Below are 14,098 nucleotides of genomic sequence, written 5' to 3' on the forward strand. Positions count from 1 at the left end.
CTTCGCCTTGCGGCGCTACGTTTCGGGGCTCGCTATTCGCTCGGCCCTGCGCGGGCTGCGCCCGCTGGGTCTGGCCTGCGGCCACCCCTGCACATCGCTAGGCCAAGAGCGGCATGTCGCTAGGCGGCCTTTTGGACCAAAATGGGCCCTAGCCAAACAAAAAAAAGGCTGTCGAAGAGAAATTCGACAGCCTTTTTTGCCAAGCTATAGGCTTAAATAATGCCTTCTTCGGCTAGGTAGCGCTCGGCATCTAGGGCCGCCATACAACCTGTTCCTGCAGCGGTAATCGCCTGGCGATATACTTTGTCTGCAGCATCTCCACTAACAAAAACACCAGGAATCTTAGTTTTAGAAGTACCCGGCTGATCTACAATGAGGTAGCCAGTTTCATCTGTGGGCAACCACTCCTTAAAGATGTCTGTATTGGGCTTGTGGCCAATAGCAATAAAGACAGCGCCTAGGCTGAGCTCGCTATTTTCTTTCGTTTTATTGTTGATGAGGCGAACACCAGTTACACCCTCATCGCCCAGAATCTCTTCGATCTCGGTATTCCAGTGTACCTCTACATTTTCAGCCTTCTCAATGCGCTCTTGCATGATCTTAGAGGCCCGTAGCTCGTCGCGACGAACAAAGAGGTGTACCTTCGGACAAAGTTTAGACAAATAAAGGGCCTCTTCAGCAGCAGTATCTCCACCACCAACTACAGAGACTTCTTGTCCACGGAAGAAAAAGCCATCACAAACTGCACAGGCAGAAACGCCTTTGTTCATTAGCCTTTTTTCAGAATCTAGCCCCAGCCATTTGGCCGAAGCACCCGTGGCAATCACTACAGAATGAGCATGGATCTCTTCTCCACCTTCGGTCCAAGCCTTATGCACAGGACCAGAAAAGTCTACTTTCTCAATCATAACTCCTGTGTGGATCTCCGTGCCAAAACGGGCCGCCTGATTGCGGAAGTCTTCCATCATTTCAGGTCCCATGATGCCTTTGGGATAACCTGGAAAGTTTTCTACATCTGTAGTGATCATGAGCTGACCACCTGGCTCTTTTCCTGTATAAAGTACAGGCTCCATATTGGCTCTAGAAGCATAAATTGCAGCGGTGTAGCCAGCAGGGCCAGAACCGATAATGAGACATTTGACTGTTTTGGGCATAACTATATATATATTATGTGTAGGTATAAGATTTATATTAAAAATTCCTGCTACAAAGGTATTGAATTCCAGTTAGGCAAACAAGTTTTACCGCTTAGGGTTTGTTAAGCCTAAAATAAAGTCTTTTCCTTTTGAGGCCGCTTTTTATCCATTATGCTTAGTCAGAGGGGCTGTTAGACGAATTTCTACTTGCTCCCCCAGCCGCCACGGAGCCAATCTGACGTGTCAATACGGTCCCGTGGCGGCCACGGAGCCAATCTGACGGCTCAATACGGTTCCGTGGCCGCCACGGAGCTAATCTGACGGATCAATACGGTCCCGTGGCGGCCACGGAGTCAATCTGACGGCTCAATACGGTCCCGTGGCGGCCACGGAGCCAATCTGACGGCTCAATACGGTCCCGTGGCGGCCACGGAGTCAATCTGACGGCTCAATACGGTTCCGTGGCGGCCACGGAGTCAATCTGACGGCTCAATACGGTTCCGTGGCGGCCACGGAGCCAATCCAACGGAGCAATACGGTCCCGTGGCTGGATCTAAGCGCATATTATTTCTACAAGCTACTCCCCTAAGCTAAATGATTAGCAAGGGATTAGCGCTAAAAATACGGCCTTGGGGTATTTTGAAATAGAAAAAGGGGCAAAACTGTAGTTTTGCCCCTTTGAGTGTAGTCTTATTTTTTTGCTTAATGGTTTAGAACCATCCAGCGCCCAAGGCTTCACGGAAAGGCCAAGGGATACCCGCTAGCATAAGGACTAGGCCGATAAGGTAGAACATAAACTGCGTTTTATAGCGAGCGGGGGCATCGTCTAGGCGTTTTGCACGGCTATAGCCAATCGTAATAGCCACCACAGCAAGGACCATCATACTGATATGCTCTACGGCATAAAAGCGGAGATAAGTATCTTTCATCATGCCTTCTACAAACTGCACCTTAGGGCTCATAAAATAGAGAATGAGTCCGATAAGGAACTGCGTATGTGTAAAAATGAGGGCAAAAAGCGGTAGTTTTTTATCGCTGTTTAGGTACTCTTGTTTATTGGCTCTCCATTTTTGGAAAGAGGTCACAATAGCGAGCAAAAGAAAGATCAGTACTAGCCAGCGGAGGCCCGAGTGAGCGTGTTGTAGTCCGTTTAACATAAGTTTAGTTGCATTTATACATTAAAAAATGATCCTTGTCAGAAGGGGCTTCAAAGGTAATTAGGGGGCTTGATATAAGGAAAAAAAGAACTGTTTTTTATCAGACTTTATCTAAATAAGCGGCAGGGTCTGGGGGCTTAGTTTCTCAAAAAAAAGGCTTATTTTAGCCGCATTAAAGTATAAAAGCAGTATGCAAACAACGATTAATGCGGCGGGGCGACTTTTGGACCTCTCTTCTCCGAAGATTATGGGGATACTCAATCTAACGCCAGATTCATTTTATGATGGTGGGCGTTATTTGGGGGAAGAGGCTTATTTGGAGCAAGTGGAGCGGATGATTGGGGAAGGGCTAGATATTTTAGATATTGGTGGTGCATCGACTAAGCCTGGGGCGCTGGCAGTTTCTGCAGAGGAGGAATTAAAGCGAATTTTGGGGCCATTAAGGCGTATTCGGCAAGAGTTTCCAGATTTATTGATCAGCATTGATAGTTATTGGGCCGAAGTGATTGAGGCTACAGCAGCCGAGGGCATTCATTTGGTCAATGATATATCGGCGGGCTCCATAGACCCTAAACTTTGGTCGATAGTGGCCAAGTTGGGATTGTCTTATGTATTGATGCATATGCAGGGTAGGCCAGAAACGATGCAAGATAAACCCCAATATGAGTCAGTAGTTTTAGAAGTCTATGACTTTTTTGTGGAGCGTCTGGGCGCCTTGCGTCAGTTGGGCGTTAAAGATATTATATTGGACCTTGGCTATGGTTTTGGAAAAAGCCTGGGGCAGAACTACCAGTTATTGGCGGGGGGGCAAGCTTTTCGGCAGTTAGGACTGCCTATTTTAGCGGGGGTTTCTCGCAAATCTATGCTGTACAAACTTTTGGATAGCCAGCCGCAGGAAGTTTTGCCCGCTACTACTGCGGCGCATATTTTTGCCCTAGAAGAAGGGGCTCGCATTTTGCGGGTACATGATGTAGAAGCGGCTCGTCAGGCTATTGGAGTTTGGCAGGCCTATCAGGAAGCAAAAGAAGAATTAAAGATAAACTAGTTTATGGAACTAACAACTAAACGTGTTTTGGGCCTAGAACTACCTACCGACCCACGTTGGGTAGATTTGGCGGCCATGCAATTGGAAGATATTTTGACCGATCATGCTTATTGTGAGCAAAAGGCGGCGACCAGCTGCATTTCGCTTATTCAGCGTTATTCGGATTACGAGCGCTTGGTGGCTGAACTCGCCCCCATTGTTACGGAAGAGTGGGGCCATTTTCGTTCGGTTTTGAAAGAGCTCAAAAAGCGGGGCTTAAAGTTGGGGCGGCAGCGCAAAGATGAGTACGTCAATAAGTTGTTTACCTTTGTGCGGAAAGGGGGGCGTCCAGAAGCGGCCTTATTAGATAAGCTTTTGGTTTGTGCCATGATTGAGGCTCGAAGTTGTGAGCGTTTTCGTTTGTTGGCCACCCAATTAGAAGAAGAGCATCTGCGTAAGTTTTACCATGGTTTTATGGTTGCTGAGGCGGGGCATTATAAGCTTTTTTTATCTTTGGCCAAAGAGTATTGTGGAGAAGAAACGACCATGGCTCGTTGGAAAGAGTGTTTGGCTTTTGAGGCGGAGATTTTGGCCAGTATAGAACTACGGGCCGACCGCATGCACTAGTTTGGGCAGGCCTTGCTCCCTTTGGATGGAACAGGGCGCGCAGCGCCCGCAAAGGAGCGTAGCGACTGGCTATAGCCAAATTTAAACGCACTCACTTTTATAGTTTGCAGCAATTTCCCGCTAGTCGGCCCTATTTTTCTCGGCCATAGCGAAGGCTATGCCCTTAAAAAATAGCTGGCCTAGCCAAAAATTCATAGCAAACTATGGCCAAAGCAGCGCGATTAAATCTGGCTGAGGGATGGAAAGGGGGGCGGCGCAGCCGCAGACCCAAGGCAGGCATCGCCTGCCTGCAGGGCCGAGCGAAGAGCGAGCCCCGACACAGCCCGACCCGAGCCGATAGGCGAGGGGCAGCCCCAAAAAAACAATAAGCATAGCCTCCTTAGGGAGGAGAACTCTTAAAATAGGGGCTTCTCGGCGGCTTTTGTCCTTTTTTCTGTAACTTATGAGGGTGTGAAAGACTTATCCCTTTAATTTTCCCCAAAATATATATTTATATGCGTCATATTCTACTTTTATTGATGGGCTGTATGCTAATGGCTGGCCCCTCGCTTTTTGCTCAGCAGGGCTGTAATACCGTTTTTGACCAAAAAGTAAGCATGAGTGATCGTCAAAAGATTCGCTCCAAATCTATTATTGTACATAGTCAGACCTCTTTGAGTTATCAATTTGTTTTGCAGGTTGATGATGACGGGATTATTTTGGAAGTAACCTCTACCGATGAGCACCCTTTGGAAAAGGGGAACACTAAAATCATGTTGATTTCGACTAGTGGGGAAAAGCGTTTGTACGACTTTATTTCGACGGCGGAGCAGATTAAGGTAGGAAACCGCAAGGGCTACCAAAACAGTATTCAGCTCAATATGGAAAACCTCAAGTGGTTGGCGGTGAATAAAGTACGCACCCTTCGATTGGTAGACATGACCGTGAGTAAAATGTATGTTCGTCCAGTTTCGAGTACGCGTCAGGAGGAATTGAAAAACACGGCTTATTGCTTAACGCAGGTGATCAACCAAGACCTCTTGCCCTATAAAGAAGTGAATGTTACCATTGCTGGGGCGAAGAAATCGGGGCCAGTGGCCTCTTCTAGAGGGGGGGAGAAGCCCAAGGAGGACCCCAAGAAAAACAACTCTACGGCATTGATTGCCCGGGCGCAATCTTCTCCTTGCGAAGAATTTTCGGATGAGGAGATTAAGAAATTGAAGTATGAGTTGAATGTACAAAAAGAATTGACGCAGGAAGCGATTCGGAACGAAAAGCAGAAGGCGGCGGATGCTCGGGAGAGCATTCAGCGTTCTTTGGCTACGGCTCGGGAGAATGCTTCTAAGGAAAAATCGGCCATTGCGGAAGAGGTAGTTGCAGTGCGTCAGAAGGCCCAGGAGGAGATTGCCAAGGCCAGAGAGGCTATGCGCAAAGCCATTGAGGATGCGCAGGCCACCGCCAACAGCTTGATTGAAAAAGCGCAGTTGGAGGCCATGCAAGTGCGGCAAAAGGCGGATGCTAAAATCAGTGAGATTCAGGCCAATGAGGCTAAGAAAGTAGCCGAGGCCCAAAAGAATGCTGCCGAGCGCATCAAAAGTGCCAAAGAGCAGTACGTATCGGCCAAGGCGCAGTATGATGCTGAGGTAGAGCTAGCCAAAGAAACCTCTGATGAAAAAATCAAGAGCATTCAGGAAGAAATGGCAGCGGAAATTGCGGCGGCTAAAGAGAAGGCCAAAAAGCAACAAAATTTAACGGCTGCGGATGTAGACCAGTCTCGCAAGACGGCTGCAGAGAAAATTGCCGAGGCCGAAATTGCGGCTGCTAAAAGCATTGCGGCAGCCAGAGAAAAAGCGGCCAAGGAAAAAGAATTGATTCAGATGGATGTTTTGGAGGCGCGCCGCAAAGCCGCTGAAGACATTGCCTCTGCTCAGGAGAAGTCGGCCCAATCGGTGGCGGCAGCCCTAGAAAAGGCGGCCACAGAAAGAGAGGCCATTGCCGCTCAGATTGAGAAAGAGCGCAAAATTGCCGCCGATGAAATTGCCCGAATTAAGTCGGAAGTTAGAGACGATAAAGCCGATGCAGCCAAAGAAAAAGCCCAAACTGCCGAAGAGGTAGCCGAAGCGAAAAAGAAAGCCGCTGCGGAAATTGCCAACTCTAAGGAATTGACCAATGAGGAGGTGATCAAAGCTAGAGAAGAGGCCCAAAGCATGAAGCGAAAATTGGCAGCCGATGTGGCCACCGCCAAAGTGAAGGCCGAAGAAGAAATTCAGCGTATCCAGAAAGAAATTCAGGAGCAAATTAAGGCCGCCAAAGCCAGAGAGGCTGAAATTAAGGCCGCTGCCGCTAAGGAAATTGCCGAGGCCAAAGAAAAGGCCGCCGAGCAAATTGCCGCAGCAGATGCCGAAGCTCAAAAAGAAGCACAGCAGGCTAGTAAAGATGCCGCCGCTGCTAAGGCCAGATATGCCGAGGCGGTACAGGAAGCCCAGGCTGAAGCCGTGAAAAAGCAGAAGGAAATTCAAGAAAAGGTACAATCTGATATCATTACGGCTAGAGCCAAGGCCGATGAGGTGAGCCGTATGTCTCAGGACGAAATGAAAGAGACCAAGGAAATTGCCGCCGAGGAGGTCCTTTTGGCCCAAGAAAGAGCCCTAAAAGAGATTGCCGAATTGCGCAAAAAGGTCGCTTCAGAAAAGGCGGCCGCCTATGCCGATATGGCTGCCTCTGATCAGGAAAAAGCCAAGAAGATTGCCGAAAATAGAGAGGCTCAAGCCGAGGCCATCCGCGCCGATAAGGAAAAAGCCGCTATCGAACGCCAAAAGATTTTGAGCGAAGTGGCCGCCACCAAAGAAACGGCCGCCTTTGAAATTGCAAAAACGAAGGAAGAATCGGCCAAAGCCATTCAGGAGATTCGCAGCAAGACCGTTTTGGCCGAAAAAGCCGAAACCGAACGCCTACTTAAGGTGAAGGAAAATGTAGCCAACCAAATTGCCGATACCAAGGAAAGAGGCGCTAGCGAAATTGCCCTGGCCAAAAAGGAAACGGCAGCCAAAAAGCAAGAATTGCAAGACTCGCTCAATGCAGTCATGAAACTCAATGCCGAGCAAATTGCCAAGGCCCAAGAAAATGCGGCCCAGAAAATTGCCGAGGCCAAAAAACGCTCTGAAGAAGAAATCAAAAGCATTCAGGCCGATAATCTTGCCGCCAAACAAAAACTAGCCGAAAACCTCAAGGCCGTGGAGGTGGAGAATATGGCGAAGATTGAAGCTGCACGCAAAGCCACCCAAGAGCAACTGGATAAAATTCAGGCAGAAATTAAAGAGAAGGAAAATAAATTGGCCTTCTTGAGAAAACAGATTGAAGATGAGGAGAATGCCCTCAAGAAAATCAAATCTGAACGCCGACTAGAAGAAGGCAAATAGCGCCTGATTTAACTAGTTTAGAGCCCGATTTATCTGAGGATGTCGGGCTCTTTTTTTGATCTTTTTTGACTCTTTTTTTATGCCTAACAGCAAACGCCTTTCCCTAATTGCTCGCCTTTGTGGCCTGATGTTTTTTGCTCAATTGCTGCTCTCGGCCCCTGCTTGGGGCTTGGGCCAACGTTTTTTTCCTATGCAGGGCCTCTTGCCCTTGCCCCTGGGCGCCCCCTATTTTTATGCCTTAGTTTTGGCCCTAATAGCAGTTGTATTTCGCCCCAACCGCTATAGTTTATCGGCTGCGGCACTCCTTTTGGCCTATGGATTTTTGGCCGACTTACAACTGCTACAAGCCTGGAGCTATCAGTATTTTTTCTTCTTTTTGGTCCTGGCCTGGGCCCAATGGCAAAGCGATAAAGAGGGGCTGGTTCGGCAGCTTTTGGCGCTCTTTATGGCTTGCTGCTACCTTTGGGCGGGCTTGCACAAAATCAATCCGCTCTTTGCTACAGAGGTTTTCCCTTGGCTAATGGGCATTTTTTCTTGGACCGAAAGCTGGGCCGATTGGCCCATGGGCGGCTACCTCCTGGCCATTTTTGAGGCCCTTTTGGGCTTGAGCTTTTTCTTCCCCAAATTGGCCCGTTATAGCCGCTGGCTGCTCATTCCCTTTCATTTGGGCATCTTGCTTTTCCTCTTTTTCGACGACTGGAACCGGGTGGTTTATCCTTGGAATTTGGGCATGCCGCTCTTGGCCCTTCTACTTTTTGCTCCTCAAAAAATGCCCGCATCTATGCCCTACAAGCAGCCTGCTTTTCTGCTCAGTTTCCTGCTTTTTGGCCTGCTTCCTAGCCAGCGAAGCACGGGCTACTGGCCCTATCCGCTGTCTTTTTCCATGTATTCGGCCTGTTCTACGGAGCTGCATTTGGGCTTTTCGGAGGAGCAATTTAATGCCCCCAGCCTCAAGCGACAAATTCCGCTCAAGGTCCTAAAAACGGCCTATCGCAGTGGGGGGCTATACTGGCTATCTGTAGATGATTGGAGCATCATGGAGTACGATTTACCCAGCTTTTCCAACAAGCCTTATTTACGAGCTTGGGCCAAAACTTATTTGTCGCAAACGCCCTGGCCAGCCATTCAGTTGAGGTGGGTAGAGCGCAAGGGACTTTGGCCCAAAAAGGCCGAGGAGGAGCTAGAGGTATTGAGGAAGTAGGGGAGGGGCTGCCCCTACGGCCCTTTGGGCCTTCGGGTCGGGCTATGTCGCAGCTCGCTCTCTGCTCGGCCCTGCGGCGGCTTTGCCGCCTAGGTCTGGCCTTCGGCCACTGCTTTCTATCCCTCAGCCTGCGGGCGCTTTGCGCCCTGTAGGTCGCAGAAAGGGCCAGTAGGGCAGGGCCAAAAAAAAGATGCTCACTAGCTAAAAGCTAGTGAGCATCTTTTTATATAAACTATATCCTTATGGTCTACTGAACATCAGCAGTGCTACGGATAAGGATTTGGTAATCGGTATTGTATTGGCCCAAGATTCCAGTAATATTTACAGTGCCCGTAGGAACAGTTTGTCCTTTGAAGTTTGCACCATTGCTGGTATAGAAATCCATAGTACCAGAAGCATCAGTAATATCATTGAAGCCATAGGTAGCATCACCGCCAATAGTAGCGCCGGTGATTTGGACCAAAGTAGATTCCCAGTCTTCAGCATTGGCCAAAATCTGAGCAACAGTAGCTGTGCGAACAGCAGGAGTTACCCCAGAAGCGATAAGTGTAGCGTTGGTGGTCAACAAGGCATCTACTTGAAGAAGACCGTTGTACTCACTTACTACACCGTTATTCAAGATCACCTCTACAGAGTCACCTAGGTTGAAAGAGTGGGCATTAGAAAAACGAAGGGTAATCCCTGCTGTACCATCTTGGATCACCAAGTTTTGGTTATTGATATTGCCATTGGCTGCATCAGAGATAACAACACCACTTACTTTTTTGGCATTTACAGTAACATTGCTACCCGTATAAAGCATACGGATGCTATCAATAGTAGTCAAGTCGGCAGGACCAGCAGTACAAGTAGTACCGCCTACCACATCATTAGCGGGGTTACGCAACTGAAGTTGGTAGCTAGTAAATTGGCCAACAATAGCCGTTACTTCTAGGGTGCCGCAAGGAACGGCATCGCTAGCGAAAGTAGCGCCAAAGCGAGTGAAGAGATCCATAGTACCGGTACCATCATCGATAATCAAGTTGCCAGAGTAAGTAGCTCCACCAGAAAGGCTAGCATTAACTACTTTGACAAGCATAGACTCATAAGTTTCGGCATTGGTATTTAGGTCGCTAAGCGTTACGGTAGTAGCGGGAACAGCGTTATTGCTGCTCAAGATGCCTACATTGGCGGTGTTTACGCCTTCTAGTTGTAGCAAGCCGTTAAACTCGTCCAAAGTAGCGCCATCGATACCAATTTCTAGTTGGTCCCCTTCATTGAAGTTATGAGCAGAAGAGAAACGGATAGTGATACCAGCGGTACCATCAGTAACGACCATATTTTGGTCTACCAAGTTATCTGTATTGCGGTCAGAGATCACATAAACATTGATCTTAGAGTTGGCGGGAGCTACCGTAGTGCTACCGGTATAAGCAGCGCGGAGGGTCGTCAAGTCGATGAGGTTACCACCAACAGTTACGCTACAGCGGGCATCATTAAAGTTGATATCATCGGTATCGCGGATATAAAGTTGGGCATCAGAGCCAAAGTTAGAGTGGATACCGAAGATAGTACCTTTTCCGCTAGGGGTAAGTTCGCTAACGAAGTCAGAGTAGCCAGAGCTACGAAGGAGGATAGACTCTCCATTACAGTCTACGATAGTGCGGTTAGCAGATTGCTGAGCGGCTGCATCGGCATAGGGTTGGCCAGCGTCTGCAGTAGCGAATTGGGCATCATCGATTTGGACCAACATATTACGGTACTGCGTGCTGCTTTTGATGTCGGCGATAGTCACAACAGGAGCGTTGATGGGTTGGTCACGTTCACCGGCGACGATAATCTCGGGCAAAAGGCCTTCGGGGATACGGTCGCCATTGGCGTTGATGGTCAATTGGTAGTTGCCTTCATAATCGCCTAGGTAGAGGCCATTACAGTTGATCCAAACTTGGCGGCCAACGGGGTAGTCGTTGTAGAGGTTGTTCATTTCTATGCGGATTTCTACACCACCGGTAGCATCCTGAACGATAAGTTGCTTATAGAAGTTACCGGCTTCATCGGAAGAGACGACAATGGCCTCGACGATGATATCGCCAGAGATAGAGTCGGCGGGGTCGCCGATCGTGTGCATAGCTTGTAGCTGGGCTACGGTTGTGTTGCCAGTAAGGCTAGGGAGCTCACGGATGGGGGGCTCATCAAAGTCTTTCTTACAACTTTGGAAATTGAGGCCAAAAAGCGTGAGGCCCAAGAAAAGCGCAAAAATGCGATAAGACATACTTTTCATAATATGGTATTTTTCAGTAGAAGTCATTGAGGCTGGTTTGGGGGCATCCGGGCGGCCATTGGCCTAGCGATGTGCAGCAGTGGCCGTCAGGCCAGACCGAGGCAGCGGAGCTGCCGAAGGGCCGAGCGAAAAGCGAGCTGCGGAACGTAGCGCCCGCCGCAGGCGGGAGGCCCCAAAACCAACTAAATAAAAGTCAGAAAAAAATGAAGATTCATCTACATAGGTAGACGGTAAGTAATACTTGCGAAGTAATTGATGCCGTAGCTATAGAAGTAACGAGTAGGGAACTTCTCGGGATCTTTTTCTTCAAAGTCGTAACGAAGTTGTTCAAAGCCACCGCTAACCATGTTGCGGTTGTTCAAGATATTATTTACCCCTAGGTTAAAGTAGAGGAAGTAGGTTTTGCCTTTTTTGGTTTTTAGGCGAAGCGACTTACCTGCGAAAAGGTCTACGGTAAAGGCGGCGGGTAGTTCTTCTTGGGCCAAAATGGCATTCCACTGATCAGAGTCGGGGACAACGGCCTGTTGTTGGTAAGTGGGGTCGGCGCTGTAGGTAACGGCTTCATAAGTGCGGCGGTCGGGGTTAATATCGACGAAGCTGCGGGCCATATAGTTGAAACTGAGGTTCACAAACCAGTATTTAGGTGAGCGGTAGTTGATTGCAAAAGAAGTTGCGATTTGGGGAGATCCGGCTACATAAGCGTTATTCATGTAGGCGGTACGGCTAGACACCTGAGTATTGGGGTCATTATCTAGGTAGATCGAGATATTGGGGCGGCTGGTGTAGATATTTTCGCCAACAGCGGCAACGGCTCTTAGTTTGAGGCCGGTAAGTACTTCATATTCTCCGGCTAGTTCGAGGCCCATATGGCGGCGGTTGATACCATCCATAACAAAGTTTACATAACCGCTTTGTAGGCTTCCGTCATCGGCGGCAAAGGCGTTATCAGAGAAGAAGCTACGGTTATAGAATTCGTTTTGGAAAGCGGTATAGTATCCAGAGATACGAGCCTTGGCCTTAGGTGCTTTGAGGAGGTAACCTCCTTCTACGCCATAAATCGTTTTGCTTTCTAGGCCGGGAACGATTTGGTCGCGGGTACGAGCCGAAACATAAGAGTTGCGGAAATAGGGGGCTTTTGTGCCATAGCTTCCGTTGAGGAAGAAAAAGTTGCGGCCATCTAGTTTATAGGTGGCGCCCGCCTTAAAGTTGTAGTTGAAATCAGAGAAAACTTCACCTTTACCTAGAGAGTTATCGGGGAAGCGGCCATTGCGCATATTTCCTTCTCTCCAGAACTGGGTATAGCTAAGTTCGGCAGCGCCGAAGAACTCGAGTTGTCCGTATTTGAACTGACCTTGTCCCCAGGCGGCAACATTTTGGATATGCGACTCATAGTCGTAGCCAAAGACATCGCCTTCAGAAAGTTCTGCATTGGGGTTATCGAGATCATTTTGGTAGAAATCTTCATTTTGGGCCGAGTCGCGTAGGGCAAATTGGTCTACATCTACATAATAATCAGCACCGAGAAGATCGTTCAGGATCTTGTAGTTGTGGCCGATATAGTATTGGCCATTAACACCAGCGTTGAGAGTTACATTTTCGTTGAGGAAATTGCGGTAGATACTATTGAAGTTAAATTGTTTCACATCGTAGCGACGTTCTTCAACGATATACTTTGCGCGAGTTTCTGTGCTAGAAATAGACTCATCGTAGCTATTGCGGTTTACTTCATAGAAGTTATCCCAATCGAGTTGTAGTTGCTCGGGGTTGGCTACATACTGTGCACGTAGGGCATCGGCAGTAGCTTGGTCGGTATTATCAAAATAGCTAGGCCATTTGCGGTAGTACTCGGGGCGGGGGTCAGAGGCATTATACCAGTTAAGGGCAGTGCTTCCGTTTTCGCCAAACTGATAGCCAAAGCTAGTGGTCAATTTAGAAGAAGGCGTGATTTTCCAGTCATGCGTAAGCATAATAACGGGAATATGCGTGTAAGAGTAGCGAGAGTTACGCTTTACCCGGCTGCCATCTTCTTGAGTTTGCCAGCCCCAGTAAGGGTTGTAAAAATAGCCATCATCGTCATTGGCTTCGCGGGCAATTTCTTGCATTTCAGCGGTAACAGGGGCATTTTTACCTCGGGCTCTAGGAGCGCCAAAAATAGAAAGGTTGATCGCATGTTTTTTACCAATGCGCTTTTCAGCGGCAGCATAGTAAGAACCAGCATTATAGTAGGTACCGTCTACCTGTCCTTGTTCGGCCAAACGCAAAGATCCACTTACAGAAAAGGCCCAGCCGTTAGGCATTAGGCCAGTAGAGTAGATAAACATAGGACGAACGCGGTAAGAGCGGTTAGAAGCAGCTAGACCCACGCGAAGTTGCTTCCATTGTGTAGAGGCACGCATATCAATTTGAGTAGCGCCACCAATTCCACCAAAGGTATAATCAGTAGGGGCCAAACCAACGGTATTACTACGGTTGCGCATAGCGTCATTAAGACCACCCCAAAGGCTCCAAGTAGCAAAGCCGTTCTCGGGAGAGTTCATGGGCAATCCATTGATATAAACCGTAGAGTGCTCAGAATCATAGCCACGAATACGGAAACGCAAGGGGCTAAATGCAAAAGCGGCAGTACTATAAAATACATCTCTAGAAGAAGTCAATAGACCAGAGACATTAGAGCCGCCAGCACCAGAGCCTCCAGAAACATCTTGGTCCGAAAGGCTAACAGTGGGAATGAGGTCCTCACTAGAAAGCATATCAATGCCTCCTTCTTGGACCATGATGATTGTCCCTAGATCTTTGGTTCCTTCTGTAAGGTTTACATCTAGGCGGTAGGTGTTCCAACCTGCTTTGCTAAAAATAAGGGTGTGGCTACCTGCCGATAGCCCAGATAGCTCAAAGTAGCCCTCTTCATTAGAAGAACCGGCAGCTTCTTGGCCATCTACACTTAAGGCAACTCCATCTACAGGCCGGTTGTCACTATCCTTAAGCGAGCCTTTTAGCCCCGCCCCAGATTGTGCCCAAACCGTCTGCCCTAAGAGCAAAAGCAAGGCGAATAATGTGGTTAACTGTTTCATAAGCAGAATACTGTGCTATTTTAATAGTAAAATGAAGACCAACCTTTACCCTTGGCAAATCGATGCAAGCAAAAGCTAGCCCCTCCTTTTCGGGGGCAAAGTTAGCACAAATAAGAGAGAGCCCACCGAAACTTTCTTCGGAATTAACAATAAGTTAAAGTCATATTTGAACGAAACAGCACCTAAAAGCGGCCCAAGCCTTTATCTTTGCCTCGTTTTGGCCC

Annotated in this window: 8 protein-coding genes; 4 read left to right on the forward strand and 4 right to left on the reverse strand. The window is 48.3% G+C overall.

The window, feature by feature from the left end; translation table 11 throughout:
* Nucleotides 1-212: 212 nt before the first annotated feature.
* The gene (gene trxB, locus SGRA_RS13375; RefSeq protein WP_015693270.1) at nucleotides 213-1,154 is read right to left on the reverse strand and encodes a thioredoxin-disulfide reductase; all 942 of its coding nucleotides are present in this window, start codon (nucleotides 1,152-1,154) and stop codon (nucleotides 213-215) included.
* Nucleotides 1,155-1,846: 692 nt separating this feature from the next.
* Nucleotides 1,847-2,293 carry a Eukaryotic cytochrome b561 gene (locus SGRA_RS13380; RefSeq protein WP_015693271.1) on the reverse strand — a complete coding sequence of 149 codons (447 nt, stop codon included), beginning with the start codon at nucleotides 2,291-2,293 and terminating at the stop codon, nucleotides 1,847-1,849.
* Between the two features lie 190 nt (nucleotides 2,294-2,483).
* Between SGRA_RS13380 and folP the strand changes: the two genes are divergently transcribed.
* The 4 genes from folP to SGRA_RS13400 all read left to right on the forward strand — a co-directional run bounded on the left by folP (nucleotide 2,484) and on the right by SGRA_RS13400 (nucleotide 8,543).
* Nucleotides 2,484-3,338, forward strand: a complete 855-nt coding sequence (folP, locus tag SGRA_RS13385) for a dihydropteroate synthase (RefSeq protein ID WP_015693272.1) — start codon at nucleotides 2,484-2,486, stop codon at nucleotides 3,336-3,338.
* 3 nt (nucleotides 3,339-3,341) lie between these two features.
* Nucleotides 3,342-3,944 carry a MiaE family protein gene (locus SGRA_RS13390; protein ID WP_015693273.1) on the forward strand — a complete coding sequence of 201 codons (603 nt, stop codon included), beginning with the start codon at nucleotides 3,342-3,344 and terminating at the stop codon, nucleotides 3,942-3,944.
* A gap of 494 nt (nucleotides 3,945-4,438) precedes the next feature.
* Nucleotides 4,439-7,342 carry a hypothetical protein gene (locus tag SGRA_RS13395; RefSeq protein WP_015693275.1) on the forward strand — a complete coding sequence of 968 codons (2,904 nt, stop codon included), beginning with the start codon at nucleotides 4,439-4,441 and terminating at the stop codon, nucleotides 7,340-7,342.
* Nucleotides 7,343-7,421: 79 nt separating this feature from the next.
* Complete coding sequence (locus tag SGRA_RS13400; RefSeq protein WP_041329927.1) at nucleotides 7,422-8,543, forward strand: hypothetical protein; 1,122 nt, start codon at nucleotides 7,422-7,424, stop codon at nucleotides 8,541-8,543.
* A gap of 247 nt (nucleotides 8,544-8,790) precedes the next feature.
* Here the strand turns inward: SGRA_RS13400 and SGRA_RS13405 are convergent, their stop codons facing one another.
* Entirely contained in the window at nucleotides 8,791-10,830 is a 2,040-nt protein-coding gene (locus SGRA_RS13405; RefSeq protein ID WP_015693277.1) for a DUF5689 domain-containing protein, read from the reverse strand.
* A gap of 188 nt (nucleotides 10,831-11,018) precedes the next feature.
* Complete coding sequence (locus SGRA_RS13415) at nucleotides 11,019-13,874, reverse strand: carboxypeptidase regulatory-like domain-containing protein (RefSeq protein WP_015693279.1); 2,856 nt, start codon at nucleotides 13,872-13,874, stop codon at nucleotides 11,019-11,021.
* Between the last annotated feature and the right edge of the window lie 224 nt (nucleotides 13,875-14,098).

The sequence above is a fragment of the Saprospira grandis str. Lewin genome (assembly GCF_000250635.1).
Lineage (GTDB): Bacteria > Bacteroidota > Bacteroidia > Chitinophagales > Saprospiraceae > Saprospira > Saprospira grandis.

What these genes read in the sequence shown, in the direction of transcription:
- SGRA_RS13415 (WP_015693279.1), bottom strand. Translation starts at nt 13,874, where the DNA reads ATGAAACAGTTAACCACATTATTCGCCTTGCTTTTGCTCTTAGGGCAG.
- SGRA_RS13380 (WP_015693271.1), bottom strand. Translation starts at nt 2,293, where the DNA reads ATGTTAAACGGACTACAACACGCTCACTCGGGCCTCCGCTGGCTAGTA.
- folP (WP_015693272.1), top strand. Translation starts at nt 2,484, where the DNA reads ATGCAAACAACGATTAATGCGGCGGGGCGACTTTTGGACCTCTCTTCT.
- SGRA_RS13395 (WP_015693275.1), top strand. Translation starts at nt 4,439, where the DNA reads ATGCGTCATATTCTACTTTTATTGATGGGCTGTATGCTAATGGCTGGC.
- SGRA_RS13390 (WP_015693273.1), top strand. Translation starts at nt 3,342, where the DNA reads ATGGAACTAACAACTAAACGTGTTTTGGGCCTAGAACTACCTACCGAC.
- SGRA_RS13405 (WP_015693277.1), bottom strand. Translation starts at nt 10,830, where the DNA reads ATGACTTCTACTGAAAAATACCATATTATGAAAAGTATGTCTTATCGC.
- SGRA_RS13400 (WP_041329927.1), top strand. Translation starts at nt 7,422, where the DNA reads ATGCCTAACAGCAAACGCCTTTCCCTAATTGCTCGCCTTTGTGGCCTG.
- trxB (WP_015693270.1), bottom strand. Translation starts at nt 1,154, where the DNA reads ATGCCCAAAACAGTCAAATGTCTCATTATCGGTTCTGGCCCTGCTGGC.